This is a genomic window from Rhizobium rhododendri (assembly GCF_007000325.2).
Classification (GTDB): Bacteria; Pseudomonadota; Alphaproteobacteria; order Rhizobiales; family Rhizobiaceae; genus Rhizobium; species Rhizobium rhododendri.
This window is the reverse complement of sequence record NZ_CP117267.1, coordinates 2,601,162-2,618,994: the sequence shown is the minus strand read 5'-3', so window position 1 is coordinate 2,618,994 and position 17,833 is coordinate 2,601,162. Positions and strand designations below refer to the sequence as shown.

The window sequence follows — 17,833 nt, the reverse complement described above, 5'->3', positions numbered from 1 at the left end:
TCTCAAGGTTGTTAATCGTTATCCGCGAAGTGCAACTGTAAACATCGTTGATTATTTGTGAATTGCTATTATTATTAAATACTTAATATAAGCGGTAAAAGATACTAAGTTCGTCTGACCGGGATGTAGAAGCAGTGCCCATGCTCTGGTTTTTGATTTCTTGCAACTAAGGGAATTTTGGAATGGAACGCATTCAAATAAAATCGCGCCTCATTACGGCTGTTGCGTACGATCTGAAATCGTCGCGCATGGAAATCGAGTTTCACAATGGCAAAGTTGAGCCCTACAGCAACGTGCCGGAACAGATTTACCGCAATCTGATCTCGGCCGATTCTCCGGGCTCCTACTATCGCCACCACATACGCGAATCCAAACCTTATGTGAGTGTGAGATAAGCAGTAGACCTGCTGGCGTTGTTTCCAATGCTGCTTGGGTAACGCATAAAATAGGGGGCATAGCGCCAAGCTATGCCCCTTTTTTTGATTGCTGACAACGTTCAGTGCTGATCGTTGGTCTGGTTCGGCCGTCCGATGCTCGAATATTCGAAGCCGTGCTTTGTGATCTCGTCGCGGCGGTAGATATTTCTGAGGTCGACGAGCACAGGTGCGGCCATGACCCGCTTCAGGCGGGCAAAATCGAGCGCGCGGAACTGGTTCCATTCGGTGACGATGACGAGAGCGTCTGCGCCCTCGGCGGCGGTGTACGCATCGGCTGCGAACGTCATGCCCTCGATCAGACCGCGTGCGTTGTCCATGCCCTCCGGATCGTAACCGACCACCTTGGCGCCGGCATCCTGCAAGGTCTGGATGATCGAGATCGCAGGGCTGTCGCGCATGTCGTCGGTGTTGGGCTTGAAGGTCAGGCCGAGAACTGCGACGCTCTTGCCGCGAACGTCGCCACCAACAGCCGCGATCACCTTGCGACCCATGGCCCGCTTGCGGTTGTCGTTGATCGAGATGGTCGTTTCGATCAGCCGCACCGGGCTGTCATGGTCCTGTGCGGTCTTTGCCAGAGCCAGCGTGTCCTTCGGAAAGCAGGAGCCGCCATAGCCTGGGCCTGCATGCAGGAATTTGGCGCCGATGCGGCCATCGAGACCGATGCCGCGGGAGACTTCCTGGACATTGGCGCCGACTTTTTCGCAGAGATCGGCCATCTCGTTGATGAAGGTGATCTTCATGGCGAGGAAAGCGTTGGCGGCGTACTTGATCAGTTCGGACGTGCGGCGCGAGGTAAACAGCAGCGGCGCCTGGTTGAGGTAGAGCGGCCGGTAGACTTCGGTCATCACGGCGCGGGCACGATCGTCGTCGAGGCCGATGACGATGCGGTCCGGACGCTTGAAGTCCTCGATGGCGGCGCCTTCGCGCAGGAATTCGGGGTTGGACACGACGGCGATGTCAGCGTCCGGGTTGGTGTCGCGCATGATCCGCTCGACTTCATCGCCGGTGCCGACAGGGACAGTCGACTTGGTGACGATGACGGTGAAGCCCTTGACGTGGGTGGCGATCTCGCGGGCAGCAGCATAGACATAGGACAGGTCGGCATGGCCATCGCCACGGCGCGACGGGGTGCCGACGGCGATGAAGACGACATCGCTGGCGGCGACGCTTTCTGCCACTTCCGTCGAAAACGACAGGCGGCCGGAGCGGACATTTTCCGCCACGAGACTTTCGAGCCCCGGCTCGAAGATCGGGATCTCGCCGGCCCGCAAGGCTGCAATCTTCTTCTCGTCCTTGTCGACGCAGATGATGTCATGGCCGAAATCCGCAAAGCAGACGCCTGACACCAAACCCACATAACCAGACCCGATCATCGTGATACGCATCGATTTTCCTCTTTTTCAGACAACGCAAACGCGTTCTGTTGGTCGATTTGAAGTTGCTGACGTGGCCAGATTTCCGGCTCCTGCGTAATCGCTCAAGAAACAGATAAACTGATATGTCATCAGTTTCATGAATGATGCCAGAGCTTTACCGGCTGGCTTCACGCCTGCTACCTCATCGAAATCCCCTACGGAATGAACGGTGAAACGAACATGTAGAACGAGGCCATCTTAGTGCAATGGCAGTATGTTGCAACGCAGCAATTGCGTTGTCCTTGTTTGCACTCCGCTGCTGTACCAATTCGGATCACTTGCGCGCGATAATTTCGGGCAGCGGCAACCACTTGGACGTGTCGAAAAAATTGGCCGCGAGGATGCGGTCGCCGGTGGGTCTGTCGATGTCGAGGATGAGGTTGAAACGGCGCGGATCGGCGAACTCATGCGAGAATACAATCCTTGCGCCGAAGCTCGACTGTGTGACGTTCTCGAGCCTTCCAATGCGGTCCGTGGCATCGCTGAGGTCGCCCCAGCCGACAGCCTGGACGATGGCGTGGACCAAGCCCTGGAATTTTGCCTGCAGCTCCCGCCCGGCGGCAGTCTCGGGCAGGATCGCCTTGACCCGGATACTGCTGACCTCGCCTTTCGGCGTGCCGCGGACGATGACGAAGAGCGAAGGTTGTTCTTCTTCTGCTGTCTCCGACACCGGCGTCTGGTAGCTGCATTCGAATGTCGAATTGTCGATGACGCCCTGATGCCAAGGGCTGACGGGGAAGCCGGCTCGTGAGATTGCGTTGCAGGCCTTCTCGCCGGCGATTTTCCAGCGGCGTAGGAAAAAGCTGGGCGCGGAATTCAGGTTGGTAAAAAGCCGCGTCGCGACCGGTTTTACCACTGCAGGCGGGCTTGGCGGTGGCGCAAACGGCCGCGGGCCTTGTTTGGCTTGCGGTAGCTTCTTCGGCGGCATGACGGTTTCATATCCGAGCCAGCCGATATGGTAGCGGTCAGCCAGAAACCGCAAGTTCCGCCGGTCGTTGGCAAGCAGCGCGGTGGCGACGATGCCCGTCAGGATGAGGATCGCGGCCAGCCAGAAAACGATGCGGCTTTTCCGTCGCGGGGGTGAAACCGTCATTTCATGCTCTCTGCGAAATCACTGTCGAGACTCAAGCCGTGAAAGCATCGTTTTCGCGCAGCCGCAGTTCCCGACTTTCCGGAAGGGACGCTTTTACGCAACAGATGCATTCATGCCCTCTTTGTCGCCCAGTGGCAATCGGGCTTGCCATGTCGGCAACGCAGCCCGTCTTAGGCGACTAGCGCCTTCAGGGCGCGAACCACCGCGCCGTCCGTACGTCGCTCGAGCGCAGGCGCAAAGCCGAGGGAGACAAGCCGCGGGTCGCTGGATGCTGCGCTGGAAGAACAGGAGGCGTGGATGTCGGTGATCTTCAATCTCGGGATCAAGGTGCTCACGGTTTGCGGATTGATGCCGGAGCCAGGCATGATGGATATCCGGCCGGATGCAAGTGCTACCAGCGTTTCCAACGCCTCGACCCCATCCGGAGCCGCCACTTTTCCGCCCGAGGTCAAAATCCGCTCGAAACCGAGATCGATTGCGATTTCGACGGCGTCGCGCCAGTCGGGCACGAGGTCGAAGGCACGATGCAGCGTCAGGCCGAGACCTTCGGCGTGGCGGACGAGTTTGTCGAGGCTTTCGCGATCCAGCCGGCCATCGGGCAGGGAGGCACCTAGTACCACGCCGGCCAATCCAGCGCTGCGTGCGATGTCGATATCGCCGTACATCACCTCCATGTCCTCCGCGGACCAGACGAAGTTGCCGGGACGTGGTCGTATCATGGCATAACAAGGCAGTTGACGCTGGCCGGCTTCGCGCATCAGGCCGGCGCTCGGCGTCAGGCCGCCGATGGCAAGCGCGCTGCACAGTTCGATGCGATCCGCGCCGCCGTCGATGGCGGCGGCAAGGCCGGCGCTGTCCTCGATGCAGACCTCAAGCAACATGGCGGCGCTCCTCGACATCGCGCAGCCCGAGAATGGCGGCGCCGATCAGGCCGGGCTCGATGCGGCACTGGCTGCGGACGACGAGGGGGCGGTCGAATTTCCGCAGGATACGCTGGCGCACGGCTATATCCAGGCGCTCCAGCAGCGGCTCGACATTCGACAAACCGCCTGCCACGGGCACGATGGTGGCGCCTGTAATGTTGACTGTCAGGGCCAGGGGCGGCGCGACGAGATCGATGTAGACGTCGAGCGTTGCACTCGCCTTATCGTCGCCGCCGAGCCAAAAGCCGATGATTTCCTCGCTGGAAAGACTGGTGCCGTGGAGCAGCGCGTGCAGGCGTTCCATGCCCCGCGCGCCACCGATAGTGTCGACGCATCCGGTTTGGCCGCAGCCGCAAGGGTAGGCGGGAATGGCCACAGGCGGTGTGCCGGCAAAGGCCGCGACGATCGGTCCGTGGCCCCATTCGCCGGCAAAGCCGCCGGATGCATTAACCAGCCGCCCGTCGGCAACCAGTCCACCGCCGACCCCGGTGCCGAGGATGGCGCCGAAGACGATGCGGTGACCGCGACCCGCGCCGGAAAAGGCCTCTGCCATGGCAAAGCAATCGGCATCGTTGGCGATCAGCACGGGATAGCCGAGTGCCGTCTCCAGATCGCTACCAAGTTTGCGACCGTGGAGGCAGGGAATGTTGGCGCAGGTCAGCGTCTGCGTGTCCGGATCGACGACGCCGGCGATGGAGACGGCGATGCCATCAGGCTTTTCCGGGGCCTCGGCAATAATCTCGCGGAGCACCGTGACGAAGGCCTCGAAATCATGGCCGGGCGTAACCCGGCGCGGCAGCGTCGTAATGTCGGATTGGGAGCGGGCAAAACCGCCCTTGATGGCGGACCCGCCGATGTCAAAAGAAACGATCATCCGTCACTCGCTATGGCACTGAGACGACGTTGCTCGCATCCTTTTCCAGCCATTGCAAGAGATCAGCTTCCGGCCGGCGGTGTCAGGACGATGCGGGCCTCGAAGCCATCTGGCTGACCCGAGGCCGGCGACAGCAGGTCCAGTCGGCCGCCCATCTGTGTGACGATCTTGTCGGCAATCGCGAGGCCGAGGCCTGAGCCGGCGGCGCTCGTTTCCCCGCGACGGAACCGGCGCTTGAGGCCGGCGAGCTCCTCGGCCGCGACGACATTGCCGCCGTTGACGACGCTGACGGCATCTCCGGTGACAGAGATGGTGACGACCCCATCGTGCGGTCCGTGGACGAGTGCGTTTTCGATCAGGTTGCGGACGACGATGGCAAAGGCGTCGATGTCGACGCAGCGCGCGAGGGTCACCCCGGCTGCATAGTCTCGCGTGACGCGACCGGCGGTGTGACTGTCCCGGTCGTAGTCGCCGACGACAGCGTCAACGATGCGCGTCAGATCCAGCGGCTTGTCGGATGCGCCGATCCCGGCTTCGGCACGCGCCAGCTGCAGCAGCTTTTCTGCAAGGCGTCCGAGATTGGCGAGCGCCGTCTCGATGCGTCCGGCCCTGACGGTCAAGGGACCCTCGGGCAGTTCGGCGATCAATCGTTGTGTCTGCGCCAGCGCACCGGCTATCGGCGTGCGCAGCTCGTGGGCGCTGTTCGCGGTAAATTCCCGCTCGGCTTCCAGTGCCGACCGCAGCCTTCCGAGCAGCAGGTTGACGGAACGGGCAATCGGCCGCAGTTCGCGGGGGAGTGTATCGCCTTCGACTGCCGCCATATTGCCGCTGTCCTTGGTGCCAATCTCGTCGCGCAGGCGGTCGATGGGCGCCAGCGAGCGGCTGACGATGAACTGGATCAGCAGTATGCTCGTCGGTATCAGCAGCAGCAGCGGCCAGAGCAGCGCCACGGTGCCTTCGCGCAGGGCCTCGCGACGGTTTCGGAAGGCATCGGCTACATGCAGGAACAAGGTGCCGTTGAGCGCCGATTCTGTGTAGATCTTGTGCTTCGGCGTGTCGTGAAAACCGACCTTCAGGGGTACGTCATAGGGCGTGGCCGGCGCTTCCTGTGAGTGGATGATGACCTTGCCACTGGAATCGATGACCTGATAGGTGAGATATTCCTTGTTCAGGCCCTGCTGCACGGCCTGCAAAGCCTGGGGATCGGTGGCGCCGTCGCGCTGGGCGAGGTCGTCGAGCACGAGCGGCATCAGTCTTTCCGCTGTTTCCTGCAGCGTTCCGTCGAAGATTTCGGCAAATTCCCGGTTCATCACATAGGCGCCCAGGCCCACCGCGATCAGCCAGAAGAGCACGACGAGCCCTGTGAGCGTGGTGATCAGCCGACGGGTGATGCTGATGCGGCTGAGGCGGCCGAGTGTCTCCGGCATTATCGTTCTCCGAGCGAGTAGCCGACGCCGCGCGCCGTGCGGATGCGGTCCCGGCCGATCTTCTTGCGCAGCCGGCTGACATAGACCTCGACAGTGTTGCTCTCGATTTCGGAGCCGAAGGCATAGAGCGCCTCCTCGACCTGGTCCTTGGAGACCATGGCGCCGGGGCGGGCGACCAGCAGGTCGAGAACCGCCCATTCGCGGCCGGTCAGCACGACGTCCTTGCCCGATACGATAAGGCGGCGCTGCGTCTGGTCAACTTCGAGGTCGCCGATCTTGAGCATCGGCTGCGGACTGCCTGAGTAACGCCGGGCAACCGCCATGATGCGCGCGGAGAGTTCGCCCAGATTGAAGGGCTTGACCAGATAGTCGTCGGCGCCGCTGTTCAGACCCTCTATCCGGTCTGAAATCTGGTCACGTGCCGTCAGGATGATGACCGGTGTCTCCTTGGCATTCTTGCGGAGTGTCTTCAGAAAATCGATACCAGTGCCATCCGGCAATTGCAGATCGAGAAGTATGAGGCCGTAGTGAACCGAGTTCGCCGCGCTTTCGGCATCTCCGAGGTTTCTCACCCAGTCGACGGCATGGACGCTCGCGGCAATGTGGTCGCGTACAGCGCTGCCGAGGGTATCGTCGTCTTCGACCAGGAGAATTCTCACAATTGCCTCGCAACGCTCGGGGATGTCTGTCCTAATATGGCGGGAGCTATGCGGTCAATCGGGGCTTAAATAAGCCGTGTATCAAGCTGGCGTCGGCGCTTCGCTTGCGGACGCGCATCCACGGCGTCTCTGGACAGACTGCGGCGTCGCGTTTACTTGTCTGCTGCGCAAAGTGCGGGGTCTCCCGCCACCAATGCGAATTCTGAAAGAAGTGCCTGGAGGAGGCTTTATCATGCTCAAGGGAATTTCACCTGCTCTCAATGCCGACGTGTTGCACGCGCTGGCCTCCATGGGCCATGGCGACATGCTTGTCATCGTCGATACCAACTTCCCGGCTGAGTCGGTGGCGCTCGAAACGAGCCTTGGCCATCTGCTGCGGATTGATAACGTCACCTCTCCACAGGCTGCTGCCGCCATCCTGTCGCTGATGCCGCTCGATACGTTCATCGACGACGCAGCCACCCGCATGGAAGTGGTCGGCTCCCCGGATGAACTGCCGGCCGTTCAGGTCGAGATGCAGGCAGAGATCGATCGCGCCGAAGGCAAGCACTGGCCGCTTGTGCCGGTCGAGCGTTTCGCGTTCTATGAGCGTGCGAAGAGCGCCTATTGCGTCATCCAGACAGGCGAGCGCCGGTTTTACGGCTGCTTCACCCTGACCAAGGGCGTCATTCCGCCCGACGCAGCGTAAGGTTCGCGTCGTCACAATCGTGCCTCTGGCTGCAGCGATGTTCGACCCGATGTCGGGGATGTTGCGGCCAGCGCCACAGAAGGGACAGGATGGCCAGGAAGTCGGAAACCCAGGGCAGGCTCGATGACGCGGCAAGAGCCGGGTGGTTGTACTATGTCGCCGGCCGGACCCAGGACGAGATCGCCGGGGCCATGGGGATTTCGCGGCAATCGGCACAGAGGCTTGTGTCGCTCGCGGTTGCCGAAAGGCTGATCAAGGTCCGCCTCGACCATCCAATCGCCGCCTGCCTGCAGCTGGCCGAGGATCTGCGCCGGAAATTCAGCCTCTCCCATGTCGAGGTGGTGCCGAGCGATCCCGGATCGACGTCGACGACTGTCGGCATCGCGGAGGCCGCCGCCGCCGAGATCGAACGCTGGCTCAAGCGACCGGAGCCCATCGTGCTTGCCATCGGCACCGGGCGCACGCTGAAGGCTGCCGTCGACCAGTTGCCCTCCATCGATTGCACGCAGCATCGGATCGTTTCGCTCACCGGCAACATCGGTCCGGACGGCTCCGCTGCCTATTACAACGTCATCTTCAGCATGGCGGACGCGATCAAGGCCCGTCACTATCCCATGCCGTTGCCGGTTCTCGTATCGGCTGCTTCTGAGCGTGAGTTGTTGCACGCGCAGGCGCTGGTGCGCTCGACGCTCGATATCAGCGCCGTTGCCGATGTGACCTTTGTCGGGATCGGCGAGATGGGCGTCGACGCGCCACTCTGCGTCGACGGCTTTCTCGGCCGGGACGAAATGGTCGGGCTTGTCGCCAAAGGCGCGACCGGGGAGATCTGCGGCTGGATCTTCGACGGGGAGGGCAAATTGCTCGAAAACGCCGTCAACGAGCGTGTCGCCAGCGCGCCGATACCCAGCCGCGAAACATCGACCGTGATCGGAATTGCCAAGGGGCAACGCAAACTTGAGGCTATCAGAGCGGCGCTGACAGGCCGGCTGATCAACGGCCTGATTACGGATGAGGCGACTGCCGCATTCTTGATCGACGACTGAGGCAAATTTAACCCATTTTCTTCAACGACTTATTTTTTCGTTCGGCGTCGCAGCAACGATTAAGCATTGACAACTTGTCGCATGTTATGAGTAATTGCCCTCGAGCTAAGCGAATGCTCATATTTTCTCTTCTGGGAGGAAGATTATGAAATTGAAGACTCTACTCCTGAGCGCCTGCTCAGTGATGATGCTTGCCGGAATGGCGTCTGCAGAGACGCTAACCATTGCTACCGTCAACAACGGCGACATGGTCCGCATGCAGAAACTTACCGATGATTTCAAGACCAAGAACCCGGGCATCGACCTGCAGTGGGTGACGCTCGAAGAAAACATCCTCCGCCAGAAGGTCACGACCGACATTGCCACCAAAGGCGGTCAGTACGACGTTCTGACGATCGGTACCTATGAAGTTCCGATCTGGGCCAAGCAAGGCTGGCTGCAGCCGCTCGACAATCTCGGCGCCAGCTATGATGTGAATGACCTTCTTCCGGCCATCCGCAGCGGCCTGACCACGGATGGAAAGCTCTATGCTGCGCCATTCTATGGCGAAAGCTCGATGGTCATGTATCGCAAGGACCTTTTCGACAAGGCCGGCCTGAAGATGCCTGATGCCCCGACCTGGGACTTCATCGCAGACGCAGCCAAGAAGATCACCGACAAGAAAGACGAAGTCTACGGCATTTGCCTTCGCGGCAAGGCCGGCTGGGGCGAGAACATGGCTTTCCTGACAGCCATGTCCAACTCCTTCGGCGCACGCTGGTTCGACGAAAAGTGGACTGCACAGTTCGATCAGCCTGAGTGGAAGAAGACCCTCGACTTCTACGTGAAGATGCTGAAGGAAGACGGACCTCCAGGTGCTTCTTCGAATGGCTTCAACGAAAACCTCGCCCTGTTCCAGACCGGCAAATGCGGTATGTGGATCGACGCCACGGTTGCTGCTTCCTTCGTTTCCGATCCGAAGCAGTCCAAGGTTGCCGACAAGGTCGGTTTCGCACTTGCTCCTGACAACGGTCTCGGCAAGCGCGGCAACTGGCTCTGGGCCTGGAATCTCGCCATCCCGGCCGGTTCCAAGAAGATCGAAGCTGCCGAGAAGTTCGTCGCCTGGGCAACCAGCAAGGAATACACCAACCTTGTTGCTCAGAAAGACGGCTGGCTGAACGCACCTCCCGGTACCCGCGCTTCGCTCTATGCGAATGCCGATTACCAGAAGGCTGCTCCTTTCGCGAAGATGACGCTGGACAGCATCAACTCCGCCGATCCGACGAAGCCGACTGTCAAGCCGGTTCCTTATGTCGGCGTTCAGTTCGTCGCTATTCCTGAATTCCAGGGTATAGGCACTGCCGTTGGCCAGCAGTTCTCTGCAGCGCTTGCCGGCCAGGTCACTGTCGACCAGGCTCTCAAGAGTGCGCAGGCACTGACGACCCGCGAAATGAAGAAGGCCGGTTATCCCAAGTAAGATATCGGCTGGGCTAGGGAGTGGGGGCGCCTTGCGCGCCTCCCTCCTGTTCGCCGGCGATCGCCCCAAGCGTCACTTGGCGGCCTTTTAAAAATTCCGCTGTTGCGGCCACTCTCCCCGCTTCAAGACAAGATTGGTCCTTCCCATGGCGACCTTACAGACCCGTTCCGCTGCCCGCCTGATGATGGCGCCCTCCGTGATCCTGCTGTTCGCGTGGATGATCGTGCCGCTGGCAATGACGATCTATTTCTCGACGCTGAACTATAATCTGCTGATGCCGGGCGACCATCCATTCATCGGCTTTAGCAATTACGAGTACTTCCTCACCGATCCGGCCTTCCTGCAGGCGCTGATGAATACGCTGCTGCTGGTTGGCGGTGCGCTACTCATCACCATTGTCGGCGGCATTGCCTTCGCGCTGCTGCTGGACCAGCCGATGTTCGGCCAGGGGATCGTCCGTATCCTGGTGATCGCACCGTTCTTCGTCATGCCGACGGTGGCGGCGCTGATCTGGAAGAACATGTTCATGAACCCGGTGAACGGCCTTTTTGCCTATGCGGCAAAGGCTGTCGGGCTCCAGCCTTACGACTTTCTGGCCAACGCCCCCCTGGCCTCGGTGATCGTCATCGTCGCCTGGCAGTGGCTGCCGTTTGCGACGCTCATCATGCTGACAGCTCTCCAGTCGCTCGACGAAGAGCAGAAGGAAGCAGCCGAGATGGACGGTGCCGGCGTGGTGTCGAAATTCATCTACATCATCCTGCCGCACATGGCGCGCGCCATCACGGTGGTCATTCTCATCGAGACCATCTTCATGCTGTCGGTGTTTGCCGAAATCCTGGTTACCACCAATGGCGGCCCGGGCACGGACAGCACGAACCTGACCTATCTGGTCTATTCGCAGGCGCTGCTGCAGTTCGACATCGGTGGTGCATCGGCGGGCGGTATCGTCGCCGTCGTGCTGGCCAACATCGTCGCTATCTTCCTCGTCCGCATCGTCGGCAAGAATCTGGAGGCTTGAGATGGCTCGCAGCGTTTCCACCCGCCACAAGGTCATCGTCTCGGTCGTCGCCTGGGCGCTCGGCCTGCTGATCTTCTTCCCGATCCTCTGGACCTTCCTCACCAGCTTCAAGTCGGAAGGCGATGCCGTCGCCTCGCCGCCGCTGTTCCTGTTCTTCCACTGGACGACCGAGAACTATGTCGAGGTGCAGTCTCGCTCGGACTATTTCCTGCACTTCTCGAACTCGGTCATCATTGCCGTCGGATCGACCATCATCGGGCTGATCATCGCGGTTCCGGCCGCCTGGGCAATGGCGTTTTCGCCGACGAAGCGGACCAAGGACATCCTGATGTGGATGCTCTCGACCAAGATGATGCCGCCGGTCGGCGCCCTCATTCCGATCTATCTGCTCTTCCAGGCCACCGGCCTGCTGGACAGCCGCATCGGTCTCGTCGGCGTGCTGACACTCATCAACCTGCCGATCATCGTCTGGATGCTCTATACTTACTTCAAGGAAATTCCGGGTGAGATCCTGGAAGCAGCCCGCATGGACGGTGCCTCGCTGATGAAGGAAATCATCTACGTGCTGACGCCGATGGCAATACCGGGCATCGCCTCGACATTGCTGCTGAACGTCATCCTCGCCTGGAACGAGGCGTTCTGGACGCTCAATCTCACTGCTTCCAAGGCGGCGCCGCTGACGGCCTTCATCGCCTCCTACTCGAGCCCCGAAGGTCTGTTCTATGCAAAACTTTCGGCCGCCTCGACCATGGCGATTGCGCCGATCCTGATCCTCGGCTGGTTCAGCCAAAAGCAACTCGTTCGCGGCCTGACTTTTGGCGCGGTCAAATAAGATATCTGGGAGAGAGACATGGGCAGCATTACCCTTCAGAAGGTTTCGAAGGTCTTTGGCGAAGCCAAGGTCATCCCTTCCATCGACCTTGAAATCAAGGACGGCGAGTTCGTCGTTTTCGTCGGGCCGTCCGGTTGCGGAAAATCGACGCTGTTGCGGCTGATCGCCGGGCTGGAAGATGTGTCCGGCGGCAAGATCATCATCGACGGCAAGGACGGCACGAGCCTCGGACCATCCGAGCGCGGGCTTGCCATGGTGTTCCAGTCCTATGCGCTCTATCCGCATATGAGCGTGCGCAGCAACATCGCCTTCCCGCTGAAGATGGCCGGCATGTCGAAGGACGAGATCGACCGCAAGGTGAGCGAAGCCGCCCGCGTGCTGAACCTCACCGATTATCTGGACCGCAAGCCGCGCATGCTGTCTGGCGGCCAGCGCCAGCGCGTCGCCATCGGCCGTGCCATCGTGCGCCAGCCATCGGCCTTCCTGTTCGACGAGCCGCTTTCAAACCTCGATGCATCGCTGCGCGTCAACATGCGTCTCGAGATCAGCGAGTTGCACCAGCAGCTGAAGACCACAATGGTCTACGTGACCCACGACCAGGTCGAAGCCATGACCATGGCAGACAAAATCGTCGTCCTCAACCGCGGCAACATCGAGCAGGTCGGCTCGCCGATGGAGCTTTACAAGAACCCGGCAAATCTCTTCGTCGCCGGCTTCATCGGTTCGCCGAGGATGAATTTTGTCACCGGCGTCTATGCAGAGCCGTTCGGCGCGCCGACGGTTGGCGTTCGGCCCGAGCATATCGTGTTGTCGACCGAAAGCGGCGTTTGGCAGGGCAAGGTCACGGTTGCCGAGCATCTCGGCTCCGATACGTTCCTGCACGTCGATGTCGAAGGTATCGGCCACATCACGGCGCGTGGTACCGGTGAATTCCCGGTCAAGGCAGGCGAGATCGTCTACATGACCCCGGACCGCACCCGCATCCACAAGTTCGACGACAAGGGCCTGGCCATCGCCTCCTAGGCTGGCCACGCCGCACCCGCGACGAGCGATGACGCACGTCCCGGCGAGTGAGCCGGGGAAGCGCAGTGGCCGACGGGCGCAACGATAATACGGACCATCAGGACCTTTCGGAAGGACTTTCGATCATGACCAAACTCTCGCTGGCAACCCTGAAAGCCATTTCGGAAACGGCCGCCATCCCGGCCTATGACCGGTCTCAGCTGTCGGCCGGTATCGTCCATTTCGGCGTCGGCAATTTCCACCGTGCCCATCAGGCGGTTTATCTGGACGACCTGTTCACTGCGGGCCATGATCATGACTGGGCAATCGTCGGTGCGGGCATGTTGCCGTCCGACGCCAGCATGCGTGAAAAGCTTGCGGCGCAGGATTTTCTGACGACCGTTGTCGAGCAGGACAACAACTCGACGTCGGCGCGCGTCACAGGTCCGATGATCGACATCCTGCCAGTCGGCGATTCCGCGGCGATCATTGCAAAGCTCGCCGACCCGGCCATCCGTATCGTGTCCATGACCATTACCGAGGGCGGCTATTTCATCGATGCCTCGGGCAAGTTCAATCCGGCCCACCCGGCCATCATCGCCGACGGCCAGAATCCTGGCGAACCGAAGACGGTCTTCGGCCTGATCGTTGCCGGGCTGAAGGCGCGCAAGGACAAGGGCCTCGTCCCGTTCACCGTCATGTCCTGCGACAACATTCCGCACAATGGCGTGGTGGCGACCAACGCCGTCGTTGGCACTGCGCGGCTTTCGGACCCTGACCTTGCCGACTGGATCAAGGCCAACGTTGCCTTCCCGAATGCCATGGTCGACCGCATCACGCCGGCGACCGGGCAGCGCGAGATCGACCTGCTGAAGGATGTTTTCAGCATCGAGGACAACTGGCCAGTCTATTGCGAAGAATTCAAGCAGTGGGTACTCGAGGACAAGTTCACGGCTGGCCGCCCGGCGCTCGAAAAGGTCGGCGTCACCTTCGTGCCCGATGTCACGCCCTACGAGCACATGAAGATCCGCATCCTCAATGGCGGCCACGCAGCGATCGCCTATCCGGCGGCGCTGATGGACATCCATTTCGTCCATGATTCGATGGAAGATCCACTGATCCGGGCTTTTCTCGCTAAGCTCGAGAACGAGGAAATCATCCCGATCATCCCGCCTGTGCCAAACACCGACCTGAAGGACTATTTCGCGCTGATCGAGCACCGGCTGCTGAACCCGAAGATTGCCGATACCATTCCGCGCCTGGCGCAGGACGGCTCCAATCGCCAGCCGAAATTCATCCTGCCATCGACGCTCGATAATCTGGCGCAGGGCAGGGATATTGTCGGCCTGTCGCTGGTCTCCGCGCTGTGGTGCCGTTATTTCGCCGGCACGACGGACAGCGGCAAGGAAATCGTCTTCAACGATGCCAGTTCGGATCGACTGCACGCAGCGGCACTGAAGGCGAAGACAGATCCGGCGGCTTTCCTCGTTTTCGACGACATTTTCGGCGAGGTCGCCAAGTCCGAGCTTTTCCGCAAGCGTTTTGCGCACGCACTTAAGACGCTGTGGGAAAAGGGTACGCGCGAAACGCTGCAGCTTTACCTCGACAACAATCTGGCTGATTAAACATCGGCCGGCGTCCCGAGAGGCGCCGGCATCCCTTTGGATGAAGGTGGACCGGCAATGATTGACGCGGAAAACGGGCTTGTCATCTTCGACTGCGATGGCGTTCTCGTCGACAGCGAACCGCTCTCCATCGCCGTCGTCGTCCAGGCGATGCGGGACAGCGGGATCGAAATCGATGCTGAAGGTGCCTACCAGCGCTTTCTCGGCAAAAGCCTTGCAACCCTGATCGACACGTTGGATACGGAATTTAACGTTCAGGCCGACCAGGCTTTTCTCGATCGTATCCGTGAGGACCTTTACGCCCGGTTTCGCAGCGAGTTGCAGCCGATTACCGGTATTGGCGAAACTCTCGACAGGCTCGACATCAGGCGCTGCGTGGCATCGTCCAGCCAGCTGGAGCGGATCAAGCTGTCGCTCGGCCTGACAGGCCTCCTCGATCGGCTCGAGCCGCATATTTTCAGCGCCAGCATGGTCAAGCGCGGAAAGCCGGCGCCGGACCTGTTTCTCTATGCGGCGAAGCAGATGGGCGTCCCACCGGAAAACTGCATCGTCGTCGAGGATAGTCCTGCGGGCATCGTCGCTGCACGGGCCGCCGGAATGACGGTCTTTGCCTTCACCGGCGGAGCGCATGCCACCTCGGCCCATTACCGGGCGGAACTGGAGCGGTTGGCACCCGAAGTGGTGTTTGACGCCATGCCGGATTTGATACACCTTGTCCAAAAACACAGGACGGACAGGACCGGGACTTAATGCGTGATCATGTGATTGCGGTCGATATCGGCACGAGCAGCGCGCGCGCCGGCGTGTTCGATTCGCATGGGCGGATGCTGGGCAAGGGCGAGCATCCGATCCTCATGAACCGGCCGCAGGAAAATCATGCGGAACATAGCTCGGAGGATATCTGGTCGGCAGTCTGTGCTGCCGTCCGGGCTGCACGCTCCGCTTCCGGCGTGGCGGCAGACGCGATTGCCGGCATCGGCTTCGATGCCACTTGCTCGCTGGTGGTGCGCGACCGCGATGGCCAGCCGCTGACGGTATCGACCGGGGGCGAGGCGCGTTTCGACACCATCGTCTGGCTCGACCACCGCGCGCTGGCGGAAGCGGACCTCTGCACCGCCACGCAGCACCGGGTCATTGCCCATTCCGGCCATGTAATGTCGCCGGAAATGCAGATGCCGAAGCTGATGTGGCTGAAGAAGAACCTGCCGGAGAGCTGGGCACGAAGCGGCTACTTCTTCGATCTGGCGGATTTCATGACCTATAAGGCGACCGGATCGCTGGCTCGCTCGCGTTGCACGTTGACGGCGAAATGGAATTACCTGGCGCATCGCAGCCCCGGCTGGCAGCACGATTTTCTCGACCAGATCGGTCTCTCCGACCTCCTCGAGCGTGGACACCTGCCGGAGGAGACGGCGCCGGTCGGCTCGAGCATGGGCATGTTGGGCGTGGAGGCGGCGCAAGCCCTCGGGCTCGACAGCAGTTGCCGTGTATCCGCCGGGGTCATCGATGCCTATGCGGGCGCATTGGGCGCGCTTGCCGCGCATGTCGGCAAGCCGGAGGAACTAGAGCGACAACTCGCGCTGATCGCGGGAACGTCGAGCTGCGTCGTTGCCTTTTCCCGCGAAATGCCGGGCAGCACAGGCATGTGGGGCCCATATTTCGATGTTGTCTATCCTGACTGGTGGCTGGTCGAAGCAGGCCAGTCGGCAACCGGCGGGCTTCTGGACCATATCGTCCGGATGCACGCTGCCGGTGGCGCGCCGACCGCTGCCCTGCATGCCCAGATCGTCGCGAGGATCTTGGAGTTGCGTGATATTGAGGGTGCCGATTTCGGTGCCCGTATTCACGTTCTACCTGATTTCCACGGCAACCGTTCGCCGCTTGCCGATCCGCATGCGGTTGGCGTCATCAGCGGCCTGACGCTCGATACTTCGTTTGACGGATTATGCCGGCTCTACTGGCGGACAAGCCTCGGCATTGCCCTTGGCATTCGCCATATCCTCGACAAGATGCGGGAACACGGGCACGTTCCGGACACACTGCATGTCGCAGGCGGGCATGTGAAGAACGCGGTGCTGATGGAACTCTATGCCGACGTCACCGGCTGCACGGTGATCATGCCGAAGATGAACGAAGCCGTGCTGCTTGGCACTGCAATTGCGGCCTCGGTCGCCTGTGGGATGCACGAGACGCTGGCAACGGCCGGGGCGGCGATGTATCCGGGCGGCAACGAGCGGGTGCCCGACGCCAGCAGAAAGGCCGGCTATGACCGGGAGTACAGACGGTTCCTGGCGATGATCCGCCATAGGGCTGAACTCGAAATGATGGATTAGAACATTTCAGCATCTCATGGTGATGCAAAAATGTTCTATCTCTTTGTTTTTATGCACTTCTAGCGCCAAAGCGATACGCGCCCTCGCTGTAACCGCTCCACCCGCCTCTCGGATTTACCGCATCGGTGCTTCGGCAAACATGTTCTCGAGTTCTGCCAGTCGCCGTGCGCGGACTTCGGCGTCCTGGCCGGCGGCGTGGATTACAGCGGTTGCGAGGAACTCCAGTAGTGCGGACATCGCGGTCAGATTATCGCGTGGCCCGACACGGGGCGGCGGGACGGACAGCGTGGTGTTGGAAAATTCATGGGCCCAGTCAGTGTACTGGCTGGTGACCAGCAGAACTTTCAGGCCCGAGCGACGTGCCGAGCGGGCTAGCAGTCGAGACTTCGCGAAGCGGTGCGAGTCGATAATGATGAGCAACGAATTCGTCGTGGATGGTGCCAGAAGCTCCATATAGGTGGCATTGCCGTTGCCGGCCATCCGTACGTTGTCGCGGGCAAAGCTCAGTCGATCGCAAAAATACTGGCCGATCGGGCATGTCAGATGGCACGCGACAAAGACGTCGCTTGCACCGAGGATGGAAGAGACCGCGTCTGCCCATTGCGGCTGGGACGAGAGATTGTAGACATGGTGCAGCATGTCCAGTTGCTCTGCCATCAATGCTGCCAACGGCAGGCCTGCGGCGGCGTCCTGGTGGAGCTGCTCCACGGTCGTCGGGTTCTTCTGCAGCGCGGTCGGCGGAACCGTTTCGCGCAGGTGAACCTTGAAGCCATCCAGCCCCTGGTAGCCCAGCGCCCGCAGAAAGCGGCCAACGGTCATCGGGCTCAATTCCAGCCTGTCGGCAACGGACGATGCAGTCTCGTATGGCAGTTCGCTCATATGGTCTGAAAAGTACCGCGCAATCCGTCTCTCGGCGGGCGTGCCGGATTTGATATATTGTTTTAGCTTCTGGCTGAGGTCGTCCATTCTGCCTCGCAATGTTATTGCGCCATCACTGTCCAAACAAAA

At 60.6% G+C, this 17,833-nt stretch carries 17 protein-coding genes; 10 read left to right on the top strand and 7 right to left on the bottom strand.

The genetic code is table 11. The features are described 5' to 3' along the window. The first annotated feature begins 182 nt into the window (after positions 1-182). Positions 183-395, top strand: coding sequence for a KTSC domain-containing protein (locus PR018_RS12670; RefSeq protein WP_111218920.1), 213 nt, complete (start codon positions 183-185; stop codon positions 393-395). Positions 396-496: 101 nt separating this feature from the next. On the opposite strand, the gene PR018_RS12665 is transcribed toward PR018_RS12670, so the two are convergent. The 6 genes from PR018_RS12665 to PR018_RS12640 form a co-directional block, all read right to left on the bottom strand. After that, entirely contained in the window at positions 497-1,822 is a 1,326-nt protein-coding gene (locus PR018_RS12665; RefSeq protein ID WP_111218918.1) for a UDP-glucose dehydrogenase family protein, read from the bottom strand. A 304-nt stretch (positions 1,823-2,126) separates the two neighbouring features. After that, positions 2,127-2,945: a DUF6030 family protein gene (locus PR018_RS12660; RefSeq protein WP_142830356.1), complete on the bottom strand. Its 819-nt coding sequence runs from the start codon at positions 2,943-2,945 to the stop codon at positions 2,127-2,129. Between the two features lie 170 nt (positions 2,946-3,115). After that, entirely contained in the window at positions 3,116-3,826 is a 711-nt protein-coding gene (locus tag PR018_RS12655; protein ID WP_161990966.1) for a copper homeostasis protein CutC, read from the bottom strand. After that, positions 3,816-4,742 carry an ROK family protein gene (locus tag PR018_RS12650; RefSeq protein WP_142830360.1) on the bottom strand — a complete coding sequence of 309 codons (927 nt, stop codon included), beginning with the start codon at positions 4,740-4,742 and terminating at the stop codon, positions 3,816-3,818. The genes PR018_RS12655 and PR018_RS12650 overlap by 11 nt, the downstream gene beginning before the upstream one ends. 62 nt (positions 4,743-4,804) lie before the next feature. After that, positions 4,805-6,169, bottom strand: a complete 1,365-nt coding sequence (locus tag PR018_RS12645; protein ID WP_142830362.1) for a sensor histidine kinase — start codon at positions 6,167-6,169, stop codon at positions 4,805-4,807. Beyond that, positions 6,169-6,828, bottom strand: a complete 660-nt coding sequence (locus PR018_RS12640) for a response regulator (protein WP_142830364.1) — start codon at positions 6,826-6,828, stop codon at positions 6,169-6,171. The genes PR018_RS12645 and PR018_RS12640 overlap by 1 nt, the downstream gene beginning before the upstream one ends. Positions 6,829-7,060: 232 nt before the next feature. Between PR018_RS12640 and PR018_RS12635 the strand changes: the two genes are divergently transcribed. The 9 genes from PR018_RS12635 to PR018_RS12595 all read left to right on the top strand — a co-directional run bounded on the left by PR018_RS12635 (position 7,061) and on the right by PR018_RS12595 (position 16,825). Further along, on the top strand, positions 7,061-7,516 hold the full coding sequence (locus PR018_RS12635) for an RbsD/FucU family protein (RefSeq protein ID WP_142830366.1): 456 nt from the start codon (positions 7,061-7,063) through the stop codon (positions 7,514-7,516). 89 nt (positions 7,517-7,605) lie between these two features. Then, on the top strand, positions 7,606-8,559 hold the full coding sequence (locus PR018_RS12630) for a sugar-binding transcriptional regulator (RefSeq protein WP_142830368.1): 954 nt from the start codon (positions 7,606-7,608) through the stop codon (positions 8,557-8,559). Between the two features lie 145 nt (positions 8,560-8,704). After that, positions 8,705-10,015, top strand: coding sequence for an ABC transporter substrate-binding protein (locus PR018_RS12625; RefSeq protein WP_142830370.1), 1,311 nt, complete (start codon positions 8,705-8,707; stop codon positions 10,013-10,015). Positions 10,016-10,160: 145 nt separating this feature from the next. Then, positions 10,161-11,033 (top strand): carbohydrate ABC transporter permease, encoded by an 873-nt coding sequence (locus PR018_RS12620; protein ID WP_142830372.1) that lies wholly within the window; start codon positions 10,161-10,163, stop codon positions 11,031-11,033. Position 11,034: 1 nt separating this feature from the next. Continuing rightward, complete coding sequence (locus tag PR018_RS12615; RefSeq protein WP_142830374.1) at positions 11,035-11,865, top strand: carbohydrate ABC transporter permease; 831 nt, start codon at positions 11,035-11,037, stop codon at positions 11,863-11,865. An 18-nt stretch (positions 11,866-11,883) separates the two neighbouring features. Then, positions 11,884-12,888 carry an ABC transporter ATP-binding protein gene (locus tag PR018_RS12610; RefSeq protein ID WP_142830375.1) on the top strand — a complete coding sequence of 335 codons (1,005 nt, stop codon included), beginning with the start codon at positions 11,884-11,886 and terminating at the stop codon, positions 12,886-12,888. A 125-nt stretch (positions 12,889-13,013) separates the two neighbouring features. Beyond that, positions 13,014-14,492 (top strand): mannitol dehydrogenase family protein, encoded by a 1,479-nt coding sequence (locus PR018_RS12605; RefSeq protein WP_263431682.1) that lies wholly within the window; start codon positions 13,014-13,016, stop codon positions 14,490-14,492. Between the two features lie 57 nt (positions 14,493-14,549). Further along, positions 14,550-15,242 carry an HAD family hydrolase gene (locus PR018_RS12600; RefSeq protein WP_142830377.1) on the top strand — a complete coding sequence of 231 codons (693 nt, stop codon included), beginning with the start codon at positions 14,550-14,552 and terminating at the stop codon, positions 15,240-15,242. Next, positions 15,242-16,825, top strand: a complete 1,584-nt coding sequence (locus PR018_RS12595; protein ID WP_142830379.1) for an FGGY-family carbohydrate kinase — start codon at positions 15,242-15,244, stop codon at positions 16,823-16,825. The genes PR018_RS12600 and PR018_RS12595 overlap by 1 nt, the downstream gene beginning before the upstream one ends. 114 nt (positions 16,826-16,939) lie before the next feature. Here PR018_RS12595 and PR018_RS12590 read toward each other — a convergent pair whose 3' ends face one another. Then, entirely contained in the window at positions 16,940-17,791 is an 852-nt protein-coding gene (locus tag PR018_RS12590; protein ID WP_142830381.1) for a MurR/RpiR family transcriptional regulator, read from the bottom strand. Positions 17,792-17,833: the final 42 nt, after the last annotated feature.